Here is a 21,335-nt window from a genome sequence, read left to right on the forward strand (position 1 = left end):
GGAATGTCGATCAAAGATTGCTATGGGCGGGTAAGGATGGACTCCGCGCGTGCGGCCCCAAGCGACGAGGGACAAGTGAGCAGGCAATATTTTGGCACCGACGGCATACGCGGACGGACCAACCAATGGCCGATGACCCCGGACCTGGCGATGAAGGTCGGCATGGCGGCGGGCACCCATTTCCAGCGCGGCAGCCATCGCCACCGCGTGGTGATCGGCAAGGATACGCGCCTGTCGGGCTATATGGTGGAAAATGCGCTGGTGGCGGGTTTCACGGCCGTCGGCATGGACGTGGTGCAGTTCGGCCCGATCCCGACGCCCGCTGTCGCCTTGCTCGCCCATTCGATGCGCGCCGATCTGGGGGTCATGATATCGGCCAGCCACAACCCCTTTTACGACAATGGCATCAAGCTGTTCGGGCCGGACGGCTACAAGCTGTCGGACGAGGATGAACTGAAAATCGAGGCGCTGCTGGATCAGACGATCGAACTGGCGGCGTCCAAGGATATTGGCCGCGCCCGCCGCGTGGAGGATGCACGCGGGCGCTATATTCACGCGGTCAAGTCCAGCTTTCCCGCCGACCTGCGGCTCGACGGGCTCAAGATCGTGGTCGATTGCGCCAATGGCGCCGCCTATCAGGTCGCGCCGTCGGCCTTTTGGGAATTGGGTGCGACCGTCGTCGCGATCGGCGTCTCGCCCAATGGCACCAACATCAATGACAGTTGCGGTTCGACATCGCCGATGCTGTTGCAGGAAACCGTCGTGTCATCGGGCGCCGACATCGGGATCGCGCTGGATGGCGATGCGGACCGGTTGATCGTCGTGGATGAAAAGGGGCGGCTGGTGGATGGCGACCAGATCATGGCGCTGATCGCCGCCAATTTCGCTGCCGCGGGCACGTTGCGCGGCGGCGGGCTGGTCGCGACGGTGATGTCGAACCTCGGCCTCGAGCGGTTTCTGGCGGACAAAGGCATCGCGCTGGAGCGCACCAAGGTCGGCGATCGTTATGTGCTGGAGCGGATGCGTGAGGGCGGCTTCAATGTCGGAGGCGAACAGTCCGGGCATATGATCCTGTCCGACTATGCGACGACGGGCGACGGCACGGTCGCGGCGCTTCAGGTGCTGGCCGCGCTGGTGCGATCGGGCAAGCCCGCGAGCGAGACGCTCCATAAATTCGATCCCGTGCCGCAATTGCTCAAGAACGTGCGCTTCGCCGGTGGCAAGCCGCTGGAGCATGACGATGTGCAGCACGTCATCGAGCAGGCGGAAGCTGAACTGGCGGGCGTCGGGCGTCTTGTCATCCGCCCGTCCGGCACGGAACCTGTTATTCGCGTGATGGCGGAGGGGGATAGCGAGGACCAGGTGCGCGATGTCGTCGACCGCATCTGCGCCGCCGTGGAAAAGGCTGCTGCCTGATGCTTGAGATGCGGCCCGATTGCGAGCGGTGCGGCGTGGATTTGCCGGCCGATGCGCCGGGCGCGTTCATCTGCTCGTTCGAATGCACATATTGCGCCGCCTGTGCGGAGGCGCTGGATGACCGATGCCCCAATTGTGGTGGTGAATTGATGGATCGCCCGACGCGCACCGGCAAGGCGCTGGCCGATCACCCCGCCGCGCAGGAGCGCCGCCACAGGTCATGAAACCCGCCCGCATCCTCATCATCGCCGGGTCAGACAGCGGCGGCGGCGCCGGCATCCAGGCCGACCTCAAGACCGTGACCCTGCTGGGCGGATTTGGCATGACGGCGATCACAGCGATCACTGCGCAGAACACGCTGGGCGTACAGGCCGTTCATCTAGTGCCGACCGACTTGGTGCTGGCGCAGATGGAAAGCTGCATCAGCGATATTGGCGTCGATGCGGTGAAGATCGGCATGATCGGATCGGCGGAGACGGCGCTCGCGGTCGCGGACCGGCTGGAAGCGCTGCGGGACGTGCCGATCGTGTTCGATCCGGTGATGGTGGCGACCAGCGGGTCCTTGCTGGCGGATGACGCCACCATCGCCGCGTTCGAGAGGCTGATGGCTCTGGCGACGCTCATCACGCCCAATATTCCCGAATTGGCGGCGCTGGGTGGAGAGGATATTGCCGCGCGCTTTGGCACCCATGTTCTCGCCAAGGGCGGCCATGGCGAAGGACCGATGCTGACGGATCGGCTGCTGGCGCCGGACCGGGTGCTCAAGGCCTGGAGCAACCGGAAAATCGAAACAGTGCACACGCACGGGACCGGCTGCACGCTGGCGAGCGCGGTCGCGACGGGGCTGGGGCAGGGGATGAGCCTGGTTAACGCTATCGAGCGCGCGCGCAAATATGTGCGCGAGGCATTGGCGCTCGCGCCGGGGTATGGCAGCGGCCATGGCCCGATGGGCGCACCCATTGGGTTTCACGCCCATGCCTGATTTTTCGCATGAACTGCGCCATCATCCCGGCCTGGTCGCCGGTGTGGATGAGGCGGGCAGGGGCCCATTGGCCGGGCCGGTCGTCGCCGCCGCCGTGATCCTGCACGCGGACGATTGTCCGGAGGGGCTCAACGATTCCAAGCAGCTGACCCCCAAAAGACGGGCGGAACTGGAAAGGCAGGTGAAGGCGCGCGCGTTGTGCTGGGGCATCGGTGTCGCGAGCGTCGAGGAGATAGACCACCTCAATATCCTGTGGGCGACGATGCTGGCGATGACGCGCGGGGTCGAGGCGCTGAGCGCGGATTGCGCGCATGTGCTGGTAGACGGCAATCGCTGCCCCCAATGGCGCTGGGCGTCGACGGCGGTGGTGGAGGGCGATGCCAAATGCCTGTCGATCGCAGCGGCCTCCATCCTGGCGAAGGAGGAGCGGGACCGCATGATGATCGCGGCGGCCGCCGATCACCCGCATTATGGGTGGGAGAGCAACAAGGGCTATGGCAGCGCGCGCCATCTTGCCGCGCTGCGCGAACATGGGCCGACTCCGCTCCATCGCCGCAGCTTCGCCCCGGTGGCACAACGGCTGCTTCTCTGAGCCCAAGCTGTGCCTTGCCGGGACGGTTGCAATCGCCTGATCTGACGGGGTGGCAATGCGGCGTCACATGGTTAATAAAAGCTTATGCGCGCGCATCGGCTGCTTCCCTTCCTGTTTTTGTTACTTATCGGCGTGCCCGCCCATGCGCCTGCCCAAGATTTGACCCAACATCTGACACAGAATCTGGCGCTCTCACCGGGCGGCTATCGCTGGCTGGAAGATGGCGGCGATGGACCGCTCTACATGATCATCAGCATCGAAAAGCAGCGCGTCCATGTCTATCGTGGGGATCGGTTGATCGGCGCCGCCAGCGTCTCGACAGGCATGAAGGGGCATCGGACGCCGACCGGCGACTATCCCATTTTGCAAAAGCGGCAGTGGCATCGCTCCAATCTTTACAGCAATGCGCCCATGCCCTTCATGCAGCGGCTGACCTGGGATGGCATCGCGCTGCACGCCGGGCATAATCCCGGCTATCCCGCAAGCCATGGCTGTATCCGCCTGCCTTATGCCTTTGCGCGGCAGCTGTTTGCGCTGACGCGGATCGGAACGCCGGTGGAGGTGACGCAAGCCCGGCTGAACCCTGCGATCCAGCTAGACGAACTCGTCATCGCCGATCCGGGCAGCACCATGGTCAGTTTCGATTCCCGGCCTCCGACCGGCGTGAGCGGTTTTGCGGCCATCCCCACAGCTATCCCGCAACTGGAGGTCGATCCGGCTATCTTCCTACCGCGCCTCACGCGCTGACGCCCCTATTTGCCTTGGCGGGACTTTGTCCGCACAAGGAGGGCGAACCGAAAAAAACGATGAGGCGCCGATGCAGGCCAGTGGCATGTCCAACCGATCTCTGGCCGTGGCGATCCTGTCGACCATCGTCGAATGGTATGATTTCACCCTTTATCTCTATATCGCAACGCTGCTGTCCCGCATCTTCTATGGCGGCGGGGCGAGCGGCCTGGGGGAAGTGTTGGCCGGCTTTGCCCTTGCCTATGCGATGCGGCCGTTGGGTGCGATCGTCTTTGGCCATATCGGGGATCGCTATGGCAGGCGGCTGACGATGCTGCTCTCCATGAGCATGATGACCGCAGCGATGCTGGCGACGGCGTTGCTACCCACCTATGCGCAGATTGGTTCGGCGGCCGGATGGATGCTGCTGGCGCTGCGCTGCCTGATGGCCTTTTCGGTCGGGGGCGAATATACCGGGGTCGTCGCCTATCTGCTGGAAGGGGCGCGGGCCGGACGGCGCGGTTTCGTGACCTCTCTGGCATCGGCCGCGAGTGAGATCGGGGCGCTGCTGGCGGCGGGCATTGCGGCGGCGACGGTCGCGCTGCTGGACGATGCTGCGCTGATGGCGTGGGGCTGGCGCATTCCCTTCTTTGCCGGGGCGGCGATGGCTGGGGTGATCGTGCTTGCGCGCTCCACGATCGAGGAATCGCCCGACTTTCTGCGACAGCAGCGCGAACGGAAAGTGCCGGGCAATCCGCTGCGGGACAGCCTGACCCATCAGCGGATGGCGATCATGCGCGGCTTTGCCATATCGGCGCTGGGATCGATCACCTATTATGTCGGGATCACCTATGTGCCGAGCTTCCTGACTGGCACGGGCGCGATGCGGGAGGGGGCGGCGCTCTGGCTATCGACGGCTGCGGCGCTGGTGGTGATCCTGGTTACTCCCTTCGTCGGCGCTCTGGCTGACCGCGTCGGTCGACGGCTGGTTCTGCTCGTGCTGGCGCTGGCCGGTGCCGTGCTGCCCGTGCCGATGTTCTTCCTGATGGCGCAGGCCGGAGGCGGGGCGCTGCTCGGGGCGGTGCTGCTCGCCGCTCTGGGCGGCGGAGTGAGCGCAGTCGGCGCAGTGACGACGGCTGAGCAGTTCCCCGGCGAAGGGCGGCTGACCGGCCTTGCGCTGGGCGCGACGACCGCGACCGCGATATTCGGCGGGCTGACGCCCTGGATCGCGCATCTGCTGATCGCGCGCACGGGGTGGACGCTGGCCCCAGGCGCCATGATCGCGCTGGTCGCCCTGTTCGTGCTGCCGGTGCTGGCCCGCCTGCCCGAGACTGCGCCAGCGCGCTTGCGGTCCTGACTCCGTCTTGCTGGAAGCGGACGCTATTCTGCAGTCCAGCGCCATTCCTGACTTAGCTCTTGTTTGCGGCATATATGTATGAGTATAACTGGTAGCGTTAACACAATGGTGAACCGGTTTCATCCGGCGCGACGCAACGAGAGGTGCTGAAAAATGCAAGATAGTCGTATGAACCTATCCAGGCGCGCTCTGCTGGGCGCTGCGGCGGCGTTGGCTCTTGTTGCGCCGGTGGGGTCGGTGGCTGCAGCTCCTGAGGTCGCGACTCGTTTTTCGTTTGTCACCGGCGGCAGACCGGTCAACATCCTCATCGACAGCGCTGCCGATCCAGCCGTCGAGCATGTAGCCAACAGCTTCGCGGCCGACCTGGAGTTGATAAGCGGCTCTACGCCCGCGCTGATGAAGGATGCCGTTGGAGCGACACAAGGTCCCATCGTCCTGATCGCAGTCAAGGGTCAAAGCGCCTTGCTGGATCGACTGGTCGCGAACGGTAAAATCAGGACCGATGATCTGGACGGCCAATGGGAGGCCTTTCGCAGGGTCGTCGTCCGCCAGCCCTTTGCTGGCATTTCCCAGGCGTTGGTTGTCATAGGCTCAGATCGACGCGGCGCCATATTCGGCACCTATGACTTGTCTCAAAGATTGGGTGTCTCCCCCTGGTACTGGTTCGCGGACGTGCCAGTTGTGCGACGCGCCAACGCGACGATCGCCATTCCCCAACGTCTTGAAAAACCAAAGGTGCGGTATCGGGGTTTCTTCATCAACGATGAAGACCCCTGTCTGAGCGGCTGGGCCAAAAAGAAGTTCGGCGGCGTCAATTCAGCCATGTACGCCCGTGTCTTTGAATTGTTGCTAAGGATGAAGGGCAATTATCTGTGGCCAGCCATGTGGGGCAAGGCGTTCGCCCTGGACGATCCGAAGAACATTCCTTTGGCGGATGCGATGGGCGTGGTGATGGGCAATTCCCATCACGAACCGATGCTCCGCGCGCAGGCGGAATGGCATCGTGGCGCGGAAAGCGGAGCCAAAGGCGGTGCGTGGAATTATGAAACCAACGCCGAAAATCTTCGCGAGTTCTGGCGCGGCGGTATCGAGCGCATGATGGCGAAGGGCGACGGGAAAGGGTATGAGTCCGTTGTCACCGTCGGTATGCGGGGCGATGGCGATGAGGCCATGGCGGAGGGAACCGCCACCGAATTGCTGGAACGTATCGTTCATGACCAGCGCGCCATCATCGCCGATGTGACGGGCCGCCCGGCGTCGCAACAGCCCCAGGTCTGGGCGCTCTACAAAGAGGTACAGGACTATTATGACCAGGGCATGCAGGTGCCCGACGACGTCATTCTGCTGTTCGCTGACGACAATTGGGGGCAGATTCGACGCCTTCCGGCAAATGGTGCGCCTGACCGCGCCGGCGGTCATGGTGTCTATTATCACTTTGATTATGTTGGCGTTCCACGCAACTATAAATGGATCAACACCAATCAGATCGAAAAGATCTGGCAGCAGATGGACCTTGCCTATCGCCGCAATGCGCGAGCGATGTGGATATTCAACGTCGGCGATATCAAGCCGATGGAATATCCGCTAAGCTTTGCGATGGCGATGGCCTGGGACCCTGAAGCGTTAACGCCAGCCGCCTTGGCAGCGTACCCGCAGGACTGGGCGAAGGCGACCTTCGGTGTCGACCTGGCGGCCCCTATCGGCCAGATGGTCACGACCTACAGCAAATATGCCGCGCGCCGTAAACCCGAACTGATCGATCAGGACAGCTTTGGGTTGGGAGGCATTCGGGACAATGGCCTGGACGGAGGCGAATTTGGTGGCCTTGTCGCGCAATGGGATGAATTGGAAGCGCGCATGCTGGATGTCCGCAACCGTTTGAGGGCGGATCAGCGCGACGCCTATTTCCAAATCGTCGAATTCCCCATCACTGCCCTGGCCAATCTGTATCGTCTTTATTACGCAGCGGCCTGGAACAAGGCGCTGGCGGCGCGCAACGACGCGCGCGCCAATTATTTTGCCGATCAGGTCGAAGAGACATTCCGTCGAGACAAGGATCTGACGGATCAATATCACAGCCTGAATGGCGGCAAGTGGGACGGCATGATGGCGCAGGTCCACATGAGCTATGTGATCTGGAATGATCCCACGCAGCAAACGATGCCCAGCATCACGCGCGTCGCCGCCGATACGCCCGCCGACCGTCGCAATCAAAAGCCGGTATTCGTGCCCGGGCCGGCGATCGATGACGCCATCATTCCTATCGAAGCGGTTGATTTTACCCGCGCGAATGACGCCAATGGACTGCATTGGACCACCATCGCCAATCTAGGACGCACGAAGGGAGCCGTCGTCGCTCTGCCGCAGGGACAGGCTGCCACTCGCCAGTCCGACCAGGTGCGGATCGATTATGAAATCGATGTCAAACGTGCCGGACCGGCGGAGGTGACGCTGTATCTGGCGCCGACACTTGATACGCTGGGCGGGGAGGGCAACCGGATTGGTGTTTCCATCGACGATGGTCCCGTGCAGATGCTGCAATTCGGATTGGAGGCGACTGGGGGCGCCCAGGACACCCCTGCAAAAATGGCATGGGCGGACGCTGTGCGCGATAATGTCATGCAGATGAGCGCGCCCTTGGGACAAGTGACTGCCGGACGTCATCGAATTCACGTCTGGCGGATAGACGATAACATGGCGTTGCAGAGGCTGGTTTTCGCCACCAAGCCGGTGGCCAAATCCTATCTGGGCCCTGCCACGCTAGGCCGAGGATAGAGGCAGGCTGCATGATTCCGTGAAATTAATCGATTTGTCTGGATCGGATCGATTTTCTCAGTTTCTTAATTTGTATCAGGGTGTTTTTCGACGCACTTAATTCTAAATCAATCACCAGAAGCCATAAACGCCTCAACTTAGGGGTCGTTTATGGGTTTTCTGGCGCGTTTACGCGATAATCAGGCGGGTAATGTGCTGGTCCTCGTTGCGGCGGGGTTCATTCCGCTTCTCGGCTTTATCGGCGGCGGCGTCGATATGGCGCGCATCTATCTGGTCAAGACCCGGTTGCAACATGCCTGCGACGCCGGCGCTTTGGCGGGGCGCAAGCAGATGGGTGGCGGCGCGTGGAACGCCGGCAACAACAAGGCGCGCACCACCGCTGACGGTATTTTCAATATCAATTATGTGCCCGGCTCCTACGGTTCCAGCAACCTCACCAAATCCTTCACGGAACTGAAAGGCAAGGTCACCGGATCGGCGTCCGTCACGATCCCCATGACGATCATGGTCATATTCGGCTATTCGACCAAGACCGTGGGCGTCACGTGCGACGCGGAAATGCGCATCCCCAATACCGACGTGATGTTCGTGCTCGACACCACCGGTTCCATGGGCTCCATCAATCCGGGGGACAGCGACACGAAGCTCAACGGCCTCAAGAAGGCAGTCAAATGTTTTTACGAGGCTTTGGCCAAGATCAACACGACCGCTGATTGCGGCAGCAACCCGTCCGGCGCGCAAAACAATAATGTTCAGCTGCGCTTCGGCTTCGTGCCCTATTCGTCCAACGTCAATGTCGGCCGCCTGCTGCGCAATGACTGGATGGTGAGCGGCGCATCTTACCAGTCCCGCAAGGCCAAGACGACCGGCAACACTGACGTGGATGGTTTCAAGGAGGGCAAGGCGGAAGTCACCTCCAGCGAGCAAATCCCCTACAACATGAACTGGAGCGCGTGGGAAAATCATGGCGCGGCCAGCGGGACCAGTTGTGCCGGCAAGGTGCCAGCAGACGGGATCGAAATGACCGGTACCGAAAGCGCGCCCTATAATCAGCAGTCGACCGTGACCGGGCAGAACCGCGTCGTGACCTGGTCGACCAATCAGGACGGCCACTATTATACCCATCAGGGCGTGATCGTAAGCGGCAAATGCCAGATCCAGCGGCGATACATTTCGGGCTATCTCAAACGAAACTATACGCGGTCGGACGCAAGCGGGTTCAAGGAATATGAATATGATCAGCTGACGTTCGATGTGTCGGGTCTGAAAGCTGGGGGGAGCAGCTGGAACAACAGCATCACCGCCCCCGTCGGCCCCTATGGGCAAAGTGCGACGGTGACCTGGAATGGCTGTATCGAGGAACGGCAGACCTACCAGCTGACAAATGACGATCCGGTGGGCAAATTCTCGCCTGTTCCGGCAAGCGCTTTTGACATGGATATCGACATGGTGCCGAGCAACGATGCCTCGCGCTGGCGTCCACTGCTGCCCGATCTTGTCTGGGGGCGCTATGACGCCCTTGGCAATTGGACCACGGCGAAGGTCAAGACGACGACCGACCTTGCGCGCAACTACACCTATGCCTGCCCCAGCGCCGCGTCGAAGCTGAAGGCTTATCCAGCGGCCAACGCCTTTGAATCCTATGTCAACACGCTGGTCGCGAACGGCAACACCTATCACGACATCGGCCTGTTATGGGGCGCGCGCCTGATGTCTCCGACGGGGCTCTTTGCATCGGAAAATGCCTTCACTCCCGCTGGCGGCGAAATTGAGCGGCATATCGTCTTCATGACGGATGGCGATACCGTCACCGCCAATCAGGGCTATACCGCCCATGGCATCGCCTGGTGGGACAGGCGGCAAACGCGCAGTAACGCCGGCCCCAGCAACACGCTGCTGAACGGCATCGTCAATGAGCGCACCAAAGCGCTGTGTTCGGCCATCAAGTCGAAAAACATCACCTTGTGGGTGGTGTCCTTCGGCACGGGTGTCAGTTCCAGCGCGCAGGCATTGCTGCAATCCTGTGCGTCGCCCAATCGCTTTTACGTCGCGGCCAACAGCGCCACGCTGATTTCGAACTTTCAGCAAATCGCCGACGAAATTTCGCAGCTAAGGCTGACCCGATGAGGCGGGATAAGCGCGCCCGCGAGACGTTGGCGGCTGACCAGGCCGGCGCGACGATCGTCGAATTCGGCCTTATTTCGACGGTCCTGTTTTCCACCCTGCTTGGCTTCATGGATCTCGCCCACAGTCTCTATATGCAGTCGGTCCTTCAGGGCGCGGTGCAGAAGAGCGCGCGCGATTCCACGCTTGAAAGCGGCAAGGCCGAAGCGCAGCAGCAATTGCTGGATGACGCTGTACGGAAAAAAGTCCAGCATCTGGCGGCCAATTCCAAAGTGGATTTTTCTCGTCGCTACTTTCGGGATTTTACCAAGGCGGCGCAGGCGACGGCCGAAGCCTTTCAGGACATCAACGGCAACGGACGCTGCGACAATGACGAGCCGTTTCAGGACAATAATAACAACAGCATATGGGACCGCGATGGAGGCGACAGGGGGCAAGGCGGCGCGAAGGACGATGTCGTCTACACGGTGACCATCACCTATCCCCGGCTGTTCCCGATGGCAGAACTCATCGGCTTGTCCAAGGACGTGACGGTCGAAGCGCGCACCGTGCTGGAAAATCAGCCCTTTGGCGAACAGGGCGAATATGGCGCACCGACCGTGGGGCATTGCAAATGAGCCTGCGCGTGCGCTTTCGCCGCTTCCTGCTGGATCGCCGCGCGGTGGCCGCCGTGGAATTCGGGCTTGCACTACCGCTGATGACGGCGGTCGCGCTCACCGGCGCGGAATTGACCAATTTCGTGACCACCAAGATGCGGATCAGCCAGTTGGCGTTGCATGTCGCGGACAATGCGGCGCGGATCGGAACGGGTACTGTCCTGGCGAACAAGCAGATCACCGAAGCCCAGATCAATGACCTTCTGACCGGCGCTGGCCTGCAGGCCGGGCGGCTGAATGTCTATGGGCACGGTCGGGTGATTTTGAGCAGCATCGAACCGGTGGCCAATCCCAATCCCACCAATCGCTACCGCATTCGGTGGCAAAGATGCCGCGGGTCCAAATCCTGGCCTTCTTCGCATGGCAAGGCGGGGGACACCAATTTGACGGGCGTCACCGTCAAGGGGCAGACCGCCACGGCACCGGATGATGGCGCATTGATGTTCGTGGAAGTCGCCTATGACTATCAGCCGCTGATCGCACGCATCTTCATTCCGCAGGACCGGATTTCCGCCGTCGCGGCCATGACTGTCCGCGATCAGCGCGATTATGGCGGGGGTACGAACGGCATTTACAATAATGAAAATGTCGTTCCTTCGACATGCTGAAAAGGACCTTGGCTCGTGGATAAATCTCTCCTCTTCGCACTGGGCGTTGGCGTGATGATCGTGGCCGCCGTCGATCAGGGCGGTGAGAGCGAGGCCGGGGGAACTGTGACCGAGGCAGGGCAGGATGATCCGCAGCACCTTGTTCCCCAAGGAAGCGGCGCGGCCGGCATGGGTTGGTCTGTCGACGCCGACCGCGCCGACACCGGTCCGGCAGCATTACCGCCCCCGGTCAATCCCATTCCACGCGCAGAGGATCTTGGCGGCAAGGTCATCAGCGACCGCTTCCAGGCGGATGGCTGACGCGGCGGCCCGCCAGCCCCTTTCCCTGCCCACACCAGGACCATCATCGTGCGACCAGCCCGACCCGCCCTTGCCCACGAACCCGCGTTGACTGACGGTCAGGCGCAGCGGCTGCTCACCAAATATGAGGGGAGCGGCAAGGGCTGGTTCTGGGAAACGGGCGTCGATGGCGCATTATCCTATGTCAGCCCTAACATCCTGTCGGCCAAGGAACGCCACGGGCGGATGCCCGTCAGTCTACCGGACCTGATCGACAATGACGCGAGCCTGGCTGAGCGAGCATCCGAACGCAGCCTCAGCTTCTACCTGACCTCGCGATTGCCATTTGAGGGACTTGTGCTCAAGGCACAGGGACATGACGACCTCTGGTGGTCCCTGACGGGTGAGCCTGTCTATGATGACGCCGGGCGGTACAAAGGCTTTGTTGGCTTTGCCGTCGACCTGACGGACCAGAAGAAATCGGAAATCAAGCTGTTGCAGCTGGCCCGATATGATTCGCTGACGACTTTGCCGAACCGCGACACGATGCGGGAAACGTTGGAAAACAGCCTCGTGTCGTCGATGCACCGCCGCCAAAGATGCGCGACGATGATGCTAGACCTCGACCGATTCAAGCTGGTCAATGACACGCTGGGACATCCTGTCGGGGATCAGCTGCTGAAGGAGGTGGCCGGTCGCCTGGTCAAGATCGTCGCGGGCAGGGGCAAGGTCGGTCGCTTGGGCGGGGACGAATTCCAGCTCGTCTTTGCCGACATATGTGATGGTGCCGCTTTGTCCGCCATAGCCAACGACATCATTCATGCCCTCTCGCAGCCCTATCTGATTCAGTCCCATCTCGTGTCCATTGGCGCGTCGGTCGGCATTGCGACATCCGACTATGACGATCGGTCGGCGGTTGACATTGTCCGGGACGCGGACCTGGCGCTGTATGCGGCAAAGGCCGCTGGGAAGGGCACTTACCGCTTTTTCGCACCTGACATGCATGAGCAGGCGCGCGTCCGGCAACAGATAGAGGAGGACATGCAGCGGGCGCTGGAACGCGGAGAGTTCCACGTCGCCTATCAGCCTGTGGTTCATACGGTAAGCGGCGCTCTTACGGGGGTTGAAGCGCTTGTGCGCTGGACGCATCCCACCAGAGGAGCCGTGTCGCCCGCCATTTTCATTCCCGTAGCCGAAGAGGCCGGCCTGATTGCCGAGATCGGGGAGTGGGTGTTGCGCACTGCCTGCATGGAGGCGGCGAAATGGCCCGCTCCCATCAGCGTGGCGGTCAACATATCGCCGATCCAGTTCGCGCATCAGGCGCTTCCTTCTCTCGTCGCCAGCGCCCTTGCCTATGCCGGGCTTCCTGCCGACAGGCTGGAACTGGAGATTACCGAGGGAGCCTTGCTCAACGAAACCGCAAAGACCCGGGCGGCGATCGACACACTCAAGGGGCTTGGAGTGAAGATCGCCCTGGACGATTTTGGCACCGGCTATTCGAGCCTGAGCTATCTCAAATCCATTCCCTTCGACAAGATCAAGATTGACCAGTCTTTCATCAAGGGGGCCACGTTGCCGGGAAACAACAATGCGCCGATTATCAAGGCCATTGTCGGCCTGGCCGCCGACCTGGGCATGATCACCACGGCGGAAGGGGTGGAAACGGATGACCAACTGGCCCTGGTCCGTTCGCTGGGCTGCACGCTGATCCAGGGGTATATTTACGGCCGGCCGCTTGATCCGCAATCGGCGCTGGAGAGAAGCCGGCAGTCGAGCGCGCAGGCGGTGGGGCATCGGCGGGAACGGGCGGAACGGCGGCGGATCATGCGCACTGGCCAGATCATGGCGCAGTCGGCGAGCCAGGCGGTGCGGTTGCGCAACATGTCCCGCACCGGGGCGATGATCGAGACTGGCCTGACCCTTGAGGTGGGGGAGCGGATCGCGCTGGATATTGGCCTTGCTGCCCCGCTGGATGCCGAGGTGCGGTGGGTGAAGAACGGGCAGGCGGGCGTGCAGTTTGCGCAGGCCATCGACCTTGATGCCGTGCTGCTGACCAAGCCGCGGCGGGCGTTCAGCACCTTTGTGCCGACCTATCTTTCCGCCGAAAGCGACCAGCTGTTCGCCGACAAGCAGCGGCTGGACCCCAAGAGTTTCGGGCGGGACTGACGCGCCGGGCCGTCAGGCCGGGGTGTCGGGGGTCGCGGTATCGGTGGCGATGGCGGCGAGTTCGGCTTCGCGGCGGGCGCGGTTGCGGTCGCCCAGGTCCTGGCGCTGGGCCATGGCGAGGAAGGCGGCGGCCGAGCGCAGGCAGCGGTCGCGCACATTGTCGAGCTGGGCGGCGTCCGCTTCGGCCTGGGCCTTGTCAGCGAGCGCGCGATAGTCGGGATTGGCCACGGAAAATTGTCCTTCGCATCCCTGGGCGGAAAAGGGCCGGGCGTCATGGGATGGACGCCCGGCCGGCCCGCGCTGCCCGTGCGGCGCGAGCGCCGGCGGGCAGGGGCCTTTCGCAGTGGCGCGGGCGGACGGCGACGCGCGCGATCCGCCCGGACGCCTTATTCGGCGTGGGTGAGGTTCACCGCGGCCATCTTGCCGCGACGGTCCTGCTCCAGATCATAGGAGACGCGGTCCTTTTCGCGCAGCGTGGCAAGGCCCGCGCGCTCGACGGCGGTGATGTGGACGAAGGCGTCCGGGCTGCCGTCATCGGGGGCGATGAAGCCATAGCCCTTGTCGGCGTTGAAGAATTTGACGGTTCCAGTGATGCTCATGATGAGTCCTTCTTTCGTTGCGGCCCGCCCTGTGTGAACGGGTCAAGGGCTAAAGGGGCAGGGAAAGAAGGAAGTAGGTGCCGCAAAGCGCCGAAGACCGTCGATTTGCGACTGTAGCGTCCCCCAAGTAGGGCATGGGGGGCGAAATAGCAAATCGCAGGCGCGGTCAGGGTGGCGCGCGGGGTGGCAAGGCCCCCCAGGATCAGGTCGGTGGGGCCTCCGCGTGGGCCGCGCGGCCTGCGTCGGCGGGGTCGGGCGCGTCATGGGCATCAGTTGCCGCCGCGTCGAAGCCGAAATAGGCGTCGCGGGCGCGGATCGCCGCTTCCTTATAGGGCAGATATTCCGCCTCCAGCTGCCGGGCGACGGCTTGTTCCTCGTCGATGGTCAATTCGCGCTGATAATCGTCGGGATCATACATCTCGTCGGATTCCTCGCCGGTGAAATCGGGCGGCGGGGGGAAATCGGTGCGCCAGGCATTGTAGAGCGTGTCCCACCACACGCCGCGCAGCCCGGCGGCGGCCTCCTCAGGCGGCAGGTCCATGAGGTGGGGAAAGGCCTCAGCCGAGCGAAGTTCACACCGTTCATGCGCGGCGGAAACGGGCGGGTTTAGCCCGGTTTCGCCATGGCCGACCGGTCCGAGCGCACCGCCCCGCGCGGTGGTGGACAGAAGGTTGCGGCGCACCGCGATGAACATGGCGACGGAGGCGGCGGACGTGACCAAAGCGGCGGCATCGCCCTCGACCGGTTCGGGATCGTCCGGCCGTTCGCCCAGCCAGGTCTGCGCGTCGGCGCTGGTGCGGGCGGACGGCTCCCGCCCCGCAAGGGGCAGATCGTCGCGCGCCACTTCGTCCAGCATGACCGCATAGGGGCAGATCATGTCGCAATAGGCGGTGAAATCCTGCGCGACGACGCGGGCGAGCGCGGCGTCGGAGCCTTCGGCCGGGGCGTCGGCCATGCGATCGAGCCGGGAGAGCATCGACATGGCGAGGCGATTGTCATGGCGGTGGCGGCGGATTTCGTGATTGTCGGGATCGTTGCGGATGACCTCCTCCTGCCCGGTGAGCGCGCGGGCGAGCAGATCGGTCGCGAGCCTGTCGCGCGCGATCAGGATCGCCGCGTCCCAGCCCAGGCGAAAGGCCGCGCCGTCATGGCGGATGCGGAGGTTATAGGCGCTGCGCTGGGTGATGCGGACGCTTCCGCAGGCGAGCATGATAACGCCGGTGGCGGCGAGCGTTTCGAGGAAACGCCGTTGCCGCGCGGGCGTCCACCCATCGGCGCGGGTCGCGTCGGCGGGGGTGGGCAGGTCGTGCGGGAGCGAGGGGACGGGCGGCACAATTGCGGTCATGGCAAGGCTCCTGTTTCCAGAAATGAGGCTTTGCCGGAGGGTAGGCAGATCGGGCGCGTGTAGGACAGAGCAATAGGATTTTGGGAAGGTGGCGCGGTGCCGCCTTTTTATGCCCGGCTCACCGATTGCGGGGGGCCGGGCAGGATCGCGGGCGATTATTGCGTGAACATATTCTTGTCGGTGACGATCAGATTGGTGACGCCGCAATAATCGACCGGGCTGTCAAATTCGCTGGCGTCGGCAAAGACGATGCGGGTCTGCACCTCACAGCGTTCGTCCCCTTCGAAGAATTTGAGCGAGCGGCTGGTGGCGGGCTTGACCGGCATTTTGAGCCAGTCCTTCGACCAAGTACCATCCTTGCGCTTGGTGAAGAACTGGATGGCGTCGACGGTCGATTTGTTGACGAGAACGAAGGCGTTGTCGTCGCCATCATCGGCCTGGGCGGCAGGCGCGGCGATCAGCAAGGCGGCGCAGAGCGCAACAGTGGCGGCAAATGATTTCATGAAAGTCCCCCCTTTTACGGCGCGCGACGAGTGTCGGGGCCGTGGGACAAGGGGTTAGCGGGCGTTGCGGGTGGGCGCTAGGGATATTGCTGGCGGGTGTGCTTGACGGCGAGGATTTCGATGGCGTCAGCGCCGACGCGGTATACAAGGCCATAGTTGGGGTGAACCACGCCAGACGACTGGCAACATCAGGCGGTCTTGCGCCGATTAATGATGGCCTGCATTTGGGCCATGACCTGTTCATGAGGAATGCCTGGGCGCGGATCGGCAAGGGCGCGTTCGACGGCGGCGCGGAGCCATGCGTCATATTCGGCAGGGTCTTCGGGCGCCATGAGATGCGGCGGCGGATCGAAATCCGAGGGGGTGAACCCATCAAAATCTGGCGGATCGTCGGGCATGAAGGGACTATAGCGAAACCGTCGCTGGTCTGGTAGGCTCATACCATGACCCTTGCAGGTTTTCCCCGTATCACCGTCGATCCCGCCGTTTGCGGCGGTCGGCCGATCGTGGCTGGAACGCGATTGCGGGTGAGCGACATATTTGAGATGCTGGCCGGTGGGGTGAGCGTGGACGAGATTGTCGCGGATTTTCCGTGTCTGAGCGGGGATGATGTGCGGGCGGCCTTGGGTTATGCGGCGGCCATGGCCGGCCATCCCGTGGTGCTTGCCGCCGAATGAAATTTCTTGTCAACGCGCAATTGCCGCGTCCTGTGACCCACTACCCGATCTTTTTAGCCTGAATGATATATTCAAATGGTGAAGCGGTTTTCCTTTTTTGACGTAGCCCGAGAGCAGTTTCTACGGAAAAAGCCGGAGCAAATGCCGCCAACGCCTGCCAAGCGGCAGACACCAGCGGCAAACCTGTAGCTACGCCATGCAAGGCTACACCCGCGCCTGCCACGATGGACGGATTTGTAGCAAGTTCATTCCATTGAAACTTTACTTCAAGAGAAGCCAATCTTTTCAAAAAATTTGTCTCTCTTGAGACGCAAACATGATCTGCAAGTGCCTGCTGAAACTTCTCAAAAGCTACTGTTTCGGCAAGGCCACCAAATCCCGATTTTCCTATCTCTATCGCCAAATCATCTAAGTAGTGCCTTAAAGCCAAAAGTTCTGCCTTTCGACGATCTTTGAATATGAGGATATCTTCATATGGCACAGATATATCCGGTATGGGCAATGCATTTTCAAGTTTGATACGAAATGCTTTTTCGGGCGTGAAGACAGATGCGTGCAAGCCCTGCACATGCGGGCCACGAGCCAAAGACCAGCAGTCATTGTCCCGATCATTCAATGCGATAAAGCTTTGCGAAAGCACTTCTTGAAAGATATCAACAGTTAGTCTTCCGCTCAATTCAATTCTAGTTTGCTGGATTCCAGGCCATTCCTCCAAGCCACTTGGTAATGATGGATCGACATTAAAAAAATTATTCGTCGGGCAATCGAGTCTATCAAATAGCAATAAGGCAGACCGCACAACATCTAAATTGAAATCACCGTTACCTCGAGTGATTATTCCAGAGCCAGATTTATTTGCTTCAACTGTCTTTTCCGACAATATCAATGCTCCACGCTCACCTGAATCCAAGCCAGCAGGAGGTAAAATAACACGATCTAACCAAAGACCTTCACGTTGAGGAGAATCGGTAACTTTGGATGCATCCAACCGCGGGATGTCTGAAATTTCTCGATTTGCACTCCAGCCTCTAGGCCGGCCGCTGGGCCAATGTCCCTTCATAACTCGCTACCTCCAAATAGTGGGAAGGAATCACTCCGCCGCCACAGCTTCCAGCCCAAGCAACGGCGCAAGATACCGCCCCGTAAAGCTCCGCGGCTCCTTCACGACCTTCTCCGGGGTGCCTTCCGCAACCACCTCGCCGCCCTTGACCCCGCCTTCCGGCCCCATGTCGATGATCCAGTCCGCCGTCTTGATGACATCGAGATTATGCTCGATCACGACCACGCTGTTGCCCTGGTCGACCAGGGCGTGGAGGACTTCGAGGAGTTTGCGGACGTCCTCGAAATGGAGGCCGGTGGTGGGTTCGTCCAATATGTAGAGGGTGTTGCCGGTGGCGCGGCGGGAGAGTTCCTTGGCGAGCTTGACGCGCTGGGCCTCGCCGCCCGAGAGGGTCGTCGCCTGCTGGCCGACCTTGATATAGCCAAGGCCCACTTCGGCGAGCATCGCCATCTTGTCGCGGATGGGGGGGACGGCCTTGAAGAACTCCACCGCGTCCTCCACCGTCATGTCGAGCACGTCGGCGATCGACTTGCCCTTGAACTTCACATCCAGCGTTTCGCGATTGTAGCGCGCGCCGTGGCACACGTCGCAGGTGACATAGACGTCGGGGAGGAAGTGCATCTCGATCTTGAGCACGCCGTCGCCCTGGCAGGCTTCGCAGCGGCCGCCCTTGACGTTGAAGCTGAAGCGGCCGGGCTTGTAGCCGCGCGCCTGGGCTTCGGGGAGGCCGGCGAACCAGTCGCGGATGTTGGTGAAGGCGCCGGTGTAGGTCGCCGGGTTGGAGCGCGGGGTGCGGCCGATGGGCGACTGGTCGATGTCGATCACCTTGTCGCAATGTTCGAGGCCCGTCACCTTGTCATGCGGGCCGGCGATGATGCGCGCGCCGTTGAGCGCACGGGCCGACGCGGCGTAGAGCGTGTCGATGGTGAAGCTGGACTTGCCGGAGCCTGACACGCCGGTGATGCAGGTGAAGGTGCCCAAGGGGATCGACGCGGTGACGCCGGTGAGGTTGTTGGCGCGGGCGTTGTGGACGGTGAGCTTCTTGCCGGTGCCCTTGCGGCGCTTGGCGGGGACTTCGATGCGGCGGGTGCCGTTGAGATAATCGGCGGTGAGGCTTTTCTTGTTCTTGAGCAGTTGCTTGAGCGTGCCCTCCGCAACGATGGTGCCGCCATGGACGCCCGCGCCCGGCCCCATGTCGACGATATAGTCTGCGGCGCGGATCGCATCCTCGTCATGTTCGACGACGATGACGCTGTTGCCGAGGTCGCGCAGGCGCTTCAAGGTGACGAGCAGGCGGTCATTGTCGCGCTGGTGCAGGCCGATCGAGGGTTCGTCGAGGACGTAGAGGACGCCCGAAAGGCCGCTGCCGATCTGGCTGGCGAGGCGGATGCGCTGGCTTTCGCCGCCCGACAGGGTGCCACTGGTGCGGTCGAGGTTCAGATAGTCGAGGCCGACATTGTTGAGGAAGCCCAAGCGCTCGACGATTTCCTTGAGGATGGCGCGGGCGATCTGGTTCTGCTGATCGTTCAGTTGCGCGGGGAGGGTGGAGAAGAAGCCCAGCGCGTCCACCACCGAGCGGCGGGTGGAGATGGAAATGTCCTCGCCCGCGATCTTCACGGCCAGCGCCTCGGGCTTCAACCGCGCGCCGTGGCAGGTTTCGCAGGGCTGGGCGCGCTGATATTTGGAAAGCTCCTCGCGCATCCAGGCGCTGTCGGTCTGGAGCAGGCGGCGGTTGAGGTTGCCGATGACGCCCTCGAACGCCTTCTTGACCTCATAGCTTTTGCGGCCGTCCTGGAAGCGGAGTGTGACGGGCTTGCCCCCGGTGCCGTGGAGGATGATGAGCTTCACCTCGCCGGGGAGGTCGGCCCAGGGAGTGTCGAGGGAGAAGCCGAATTCCTTGGCGAGGGAGCCGAGCACCTGCATATAATAAGGCGAGGGCGGGTTGGATTTCGCCCAGGGGACGACCGCGCCTTTCTTCAAGGACAGGGCTTCGTTGGGGACGACGAGTTCGGGGTCGAACTCCTGCCGCTCGCCAAGGCCATCGCAGGCGGGGCAGGCGCCCATCGGGGCGTTGAAGGAGAAGAGGCGCGGCTCGATCTCGGGAATGGTGAAGCCGCTGACGGGGCAAGCAAATTTTTCGGAGAAGACGATGCGGTTGGCGGGGACGCCCGCGCCCTTCATCTTGCCTTTTTCACCGCCGCCGTTCGTGTCGAGCGCAGTCGAGACACGATGCCCCAAAGGCTTCTCGACTTCGCTCGAAGCGAACGGAGTTTGGTTTTTCTGAGCCTCCGCAACAGTAGTGTCCGCCAAATCGACATAAGCGAGGCCGTCGGCGAGTTTGAGCGCCTGTTCAAAGCTGTCGGCGAGACGCGTGCCCATGTCTGCGTCGACGGCGAGGCGGTCGACGACGACTTCGATGTCATGCTTGTATTTCTTGTCGAGCGCGGGGGCGTCTTCGATCAGATACATTTCGCCGTCGATGCGGACGCGGGTGTAGCCCGCCTTCTGCCACTCCGCGAGTTCCTTGCGATATTCGCCCTTGCGGCCGCGCACCACGGGGGCGAGCAGGTAGAAGCGCGTGCCTTCGGGCAACAGCATCACGCGGTCGACCATCTGGCTGACCGTCTGGGCGCTGATCGGTTCGCCGGTCACGGGCGAATAGGGGATGCCGACCCGCGCCCAGAGCAGGCGCATATAGTCGTAGATTTCGGTGACGGTCGCGACGGTCGAGCGCGGGTTGCGGCTGGTCGTCTTCTGCTCGATGGAGATGGCGGGGGAGAGGCCCTCGATATGCTCGACATCGGGCTTCTGCATCATCTCCAGGAACTGGCGCGCATAGGCGGAGAGCGATTCCACATAGCGGCGCTGCCCCTCGGCATAGATGGTGTCGAAGGCGAGGCTCGACTTCCCCGATCCCGACAGACCGGTGATGACGATAAGGGAGTCGCGGGGCAGATCGACGTCCACGCCCTTCAAATTATGCTCGCGCGCGCCGCGGACGCTAATGTGGGTCAGCATTCGCTAAAGCTCTGCTTTGGGATGTGGGTAAGGCTCATGGGGTGGATTGTTCCAGATTTGTTCTGTTCGGGCAAGGTGCTTGGCAGATGGCGATCCAAGGTGGGTTCGACAAGGTTTAACCGAGAGGCAGCGCTCATGCTTCGTCCAAGCAGATGACAGTAATTGTCATGGCCATCGGATTTTAGAGCAAAGAAAAATGCTTGCCGAACCGAACCTTAATCTGCTCTTTGCCCTTGGGGTGCCACGAAAAGAGTCGTGGTCAAATGACAGGGGTTTTTCATGGCCATTGCCGACACGACGAAACCGGTTCTGACGTCGCTGGACTTTGCCAGCACCGTGGATGTCACGACCGGCGGCAAGTATGTGACGTTTACGGCAGGTGCGACCGACACCGGTCTGGGCGTTTCCTACGTCAGCGTGATCTTCGATCATAGCTGGCAGGGCCAATATGG

The 21,335-nt window shown here is 61.9% G+C and carries 20 protein-coding genes; 13 read left to right on the plus strand and 7 right to left on the minus strand.

Annotation, left to right across the window (positions count from 1 at the left end; translation table 11 throughout):
- Positions 1-75: 75 nt before the first annotated feature.
- The 12 genes from glmM to RLDS_RS37340 all read left to right on the plus strand — a co-directional run bounded on the left by glmM (position 76) and on the right by RLDS_RS37340 (position 13,681).
- Positions 76-1,416, plus strand: a complete 1,341-nt coding sequence (gene glmM, locus RLDS_RS37285; RefSeq protein WP_031297853.1) for a phosphoglucosamine mutase — start codon at positions 76-78, stop codon at positions 1,414-1,416.
- Complete coding sequence (locus RLDS_RS37290; RefSeq protein ID WP_021225566.1) at positions 1,416-1,640, plus strand: DUF1272 domain-containing protein; 225 nt, start codon at positions 1,416-1,418, stop codon at positions 1,638-1,640. The genes glmM and RLDS_RS37290 overlap by 1 nt, the downstream gene beginning before the upstream one ends.
- Positions 1,637-2,398 (plus strand): bifunctional hydroxymethylpyrimidine kinase/phosphomethylpyrimidine kinase, encoded by a 762-nt coding sequence (gene thiD / locus RLDS_RS37295; RefSeq protein ID WP_021225567.1) that lies wholly within the window; start codon positions 1,637-1,639, stop codon positions 2,396-2,398. Before RLDS_RS37290 ends, thiD begins: the two co-directional genes overlap by 4 nt.
- Positions 2,391-2,990, plus strand: a complete 600-nt coding sequence (locus RLDS_RS37300; protein WP_021225568.1) for a ribonuclease HII — start codon at positions 2,391-2,393, stop codon at positions 2,988-2,990. The genes thiD and RLDS_RS37300 overlap by 8 nt, the downstream gene beginning before the upstream one ends.
- An 84-nt stretch (positions 2,991-3,074) precedes the next feature.
- On the plus strand, positions 3,075-3,737 hold the full coding sequence (locus RLDS_RS37305; RefSeq protein WP_021225569.1) for a L,D-transpeptidase family protein: 663 nt from the start codon (positions 3,075-3,077) through the stop codon (positions 3,735-3,737).
- 85 nt (positions 3,738-3,822) lie between these two features.
- Positions 3,823-5,073 carry an MFS transporter gene (locus RLDS_RS37310; protein WP_201767464.1) on the plus strand — a complete coding sequence of 417 codons (1,251 nt, stop codon included), beginning with the start codon at positions 3,823-3,825 and terminating at the stop codon, positions 5,071-5,073.
- Between the two features lie 168 nt (positions 5,074-5,241).
- Entirely contained in the window at positions 5,242-7,848 is a 2,607-nt protein-coding gene (locus tag RLDS_RS37315) for a glycosyl hydrolase 115 family protein (protein ID WP_021225571.1), read from the plus strand.
- 150 nt (positions 7,849-7,998) lie between these two features.
- Positions 7,999-9,975 carry a pilus assembly protein gene (locus tag RLDS_RS37320; RefSeq protein WP_021225572.1) on the plus strand — a complete coding sequence of 659 codons (1,977 nt, stop codon included), beginning with the start codon at positions 7,999-8,001 and terminating at the stop codon, positions 9,973-9,975.
- Positions 9,972-10,589: a TadE/TadG family type IV pilus assembly protein gene (locus RLDS_RS37325; RefSeq protein WP_021225573.1), complete on the plus strand. Its 618-nt coding sequence runs from the start codon at positions 9,972-9,974 to the stop codon at positions 10,587-10,589. The genes RLDS_RS37320 and RLDS_RS37325 overlap by 4 nt, the downstream gene beginning before the upstream one ends.
- Positions 10,586-11,236, plus strand: coding sequence for a TadE/TadG family type IV pilus assembly protein (locus tag RLDS_RS37330; RefSeq protein ID WP_021225574.1), 651 nt, complete (start codon positions 10,586-10,588; stop codon positions 11,234-11,236). Before RLDS_RS37325 ends, RLDS_RS37330 begins: the two co-directional genes overlap by 4 nt.
- A gap of 15 nt (positions 11,237-11,251) precedes the next feature.
- Positions 11,252-11,536 (plus strand): hypothetical protein, encoded by a 285-nt coding sequence (locus RLDS_RS37335; protein ID WP_021225575.1) that lies wholly within the window; start codon positions 11,252-11,254, stop codon positions 11,534-11,536.
- Positions 11,537-11,584: 48 nt separating this feature from the next.
- A complete protein-coding gene (locus RLDS_RS37340; RefSeq protein ID WP_152528024.1) occupies positions 11,585-13,681 on the plus strand; it encodes an EAL domain-containing protein in 2,097 nt (698 codons plus the stop codon).
- A gap of 12 nt (positions 13,682-13,693) precedes the next feature.
- Here RLDS_RS37340 and RLDS_RS37345 read toward each other — a convergent pair whose 3' ends face one another.
- From RLDS_RS37345 to relB, 5 genes are all read right to left on the minus strand, one after another.
- Complete coding sequence (locus RLDS_RS37345; RefSeq protein ID WP_021225577.1) at positions 13,694-13,909, minus strand: hypothetical protein; 216 nt, start codon at positions 13,907-13,909, stop codon at positions 13,694-13,696.
- A gap of 158 nt (positions 13,910-14,067) precedes the next feature.
- Entirely contained in the window at positions 14,068-14,280 is a 213-nt protein-coding gene (locus tag RLDS_RS37350) for a cold-shock protein (protein WP_021225578.1), read from the minus strand.
- A gap of 202 nt (positions 14,281-14,482) precedes the next feature.
- A complete protein-coding gene (locus tag RLDS_RS37355) occupies positions 14,483-15,625 on the minus strand; it encodes a hypothetical protein (protein WP_021225579.1) in 1,143 nt (380 codons plus the stop codon).
- Positions 15,626-15,780: 155 nt separating this feature from the next.
- Complete coding sequence (locus RLDS_RS56490; RefSeq protein WP_021225580.1) at positions 15,781-16,128, minus strand: hypothetical protein; 348 nt, start codon at positions 16,126-16,128, stop codon at positions 15,781-15,783.
- Positions 16,129-16,316: 188 nt separating this feature from the next.
- The gene (relB, locus tag RLDS_RS57270) at positions 16,317-16,568 is read right to left on the minus strand and encodes a type II toxin-antitoxin system RelB family antitoxin (RefSeq protein ID WP_021225581.1); all 252 of its coding nucleotides are present in this window, start codon (positions 16,566-16,568) and stop codon (positions 16,317-16,319) included.
- A gap of 3 nt (positions 16,569-16,571) precedes the next feature.
- Between relB and RLDS_RS37370 the strand changes: the two genes are divergently transcribed.
- Positions 16,572-16,805 (plus strand): DUF433 domain-containing protein, encoded by a 234-nt coding sequence (locus tag RLDS_RS37370; RefSeq protein ID WP_021225582.1) that lies wholly within the window; start codon positions 16,572-16,574, stop codon positions 16,803-16,805.
- Positions 16,806-16,845: 40 nt separating this feature from the next.
- On the opposite strand, the gene RLDS_RS55905 is transcribed toward RLDS_RS37370, so the two are convergent.
- Together RLDS_RS55905 and uvrA are read right to left on the minus strand one after the other, a co-directional pair.
- Positions 16,846-17,865: a DUF6236 family protein gene (locus tag RLDS_RS55905; RefSeq protein ID WP_152528025.1), complete on the minus strand. Its 1,020-nt coding sequence runs from the start codon at positions 17,863-17,865 to the stop codon at positions 16,846-16,848.
- Positions 17,866-17,895: 30 nt separating this feature from the next.
- On the minus strand, positions 17,896-20,883 hold the full coding sequence (gene uvrA / locus RLDS_RS37375; protein ID WP_021225584.1) for an excinuclease ABC subunit UvrA: 2,988 nt from the start codon (positions 20,881-20,883) through the stop codon (positions 17,896-17,898).
- Positions 20,884-21,335 lie beyond the last annotated feature (452 nt).

Source organism: Sphingobium lactosutens DS20 (assembly GCF_000445105.1).
Lineage (GTDB): Bacteria > Pseudomonadota > Alphaproteobacteria > Sphingomonadales > Sphingomonadaceae > Sphingobium > Sphingobium lactosutens.

Coding starts and splice junctions, on each gene's coding strand:
- relB (WP_021225581.1), bottom strand. CDS start 16,568: ATGAGCCTACCAGACCAGCGACGGTTTCGCTATAGTCCCTTCATGCCC.
- RLDS_RS37320 (WP_021225572.1), top strand. CDS start 7,999: ATGGGTTTTCTGGCGCGTTTACGCGATAATCAGGCGGGTAATGTGCTG.
- RLDS_RS37370 (WP_021225582.1), top strand. CDS start 16,572: ATGACCCTTGCAGGTTTTCCCCGTATCACCGTCGATCCCGCCGTTTGC.
- RLDS_RS37330 (WP_021225574.1), top strand. CDS start 10,586: ATGAGCCTGCGCGTGCGCTTTCGCCGCTTCCTGCTGGATCGCCGCGCG.
- RLDS_RS55905 (WP_152528025.1), bottom strand. CDS start 17,865: ATGAAGGGACATTGGCCCAGCGGCCGGCCTAGAGGCTGGAGTGCAAAT.
- uvrA (WP_021225584.1), bottom strand. CDS start 20,883: ATGCTGACCCACATTAGCGTCCGCGGCGCGCGCGAGCATAATTTGAAG.
- RLDS_RS56490 (WP_021225580.1), bottom strand. CDS start 16,128: ATGAAATCATTTGCCGCCACTGTTGCGCTCTGCGCCGCCTTGCTGATC.
- RLDS_RS37305 (WP_021225569.1), top strand. CDS start 3,075: ATGCGCGCGCATCGGCTGCTTCCCTTCCTGTTTTTGTTACTTATCGGC.
- RLDS_RS37325 (WP_021225573.1), top strand. CDS start 9,972: ATGAGGCGGGATAAGCGCGCCCGCGAGACGTTGGCGGCTGACCAGGCC.
- RLDS_RS37315 (WP_021225571.1), top strand. CDS start 5,242: ATGAACCTATCCAGGCGCGCTCTGCTGGGCGCTGCGGCGGCGTTGGCT.
- RLDS_RS37350 (WP_021225578.1), bottom strand. CDS start 14,280: ATGAGCATCACTGGAACCGTCAAATTCTTCAACGCCGACAAGGGCTAT.
- RLDS_RS37290 (WP_021225566.1), top strand. CDS start 1,416: ATGCTTGAGATGCGGCCCGATTGCGAGCGGTGCGGCGTGGATTTGCCG.
- RLDS_RS37355 (WP_021225579.1), bottom strand. CDS start 15,625: ATGACCGCAATTGTGCCGCCCGTCCCCTCGCTCCCGCACGACCTGCCC.
- thiD (WP_021225567.1), top strand. CDS start 1,637: ATGAAACCCGCCCGCATCCTCATCATCGCCGGGTCAGACAGCGGCGGC.
- RLDS_RS37300 (WP_021225568.1), top strand. CDS start 2,391: ATGCCTGATTTTTCGCATGAACTGCGCCATCATCCCGGCCTGGTCGCC.
- RLDS_RS37310 (WP_201767464.1), top strand. CDS start 3,823: ATGTCCAACCGATCTCTGGCCGTGGCGATCCTGTCGACCATCGTCGAA.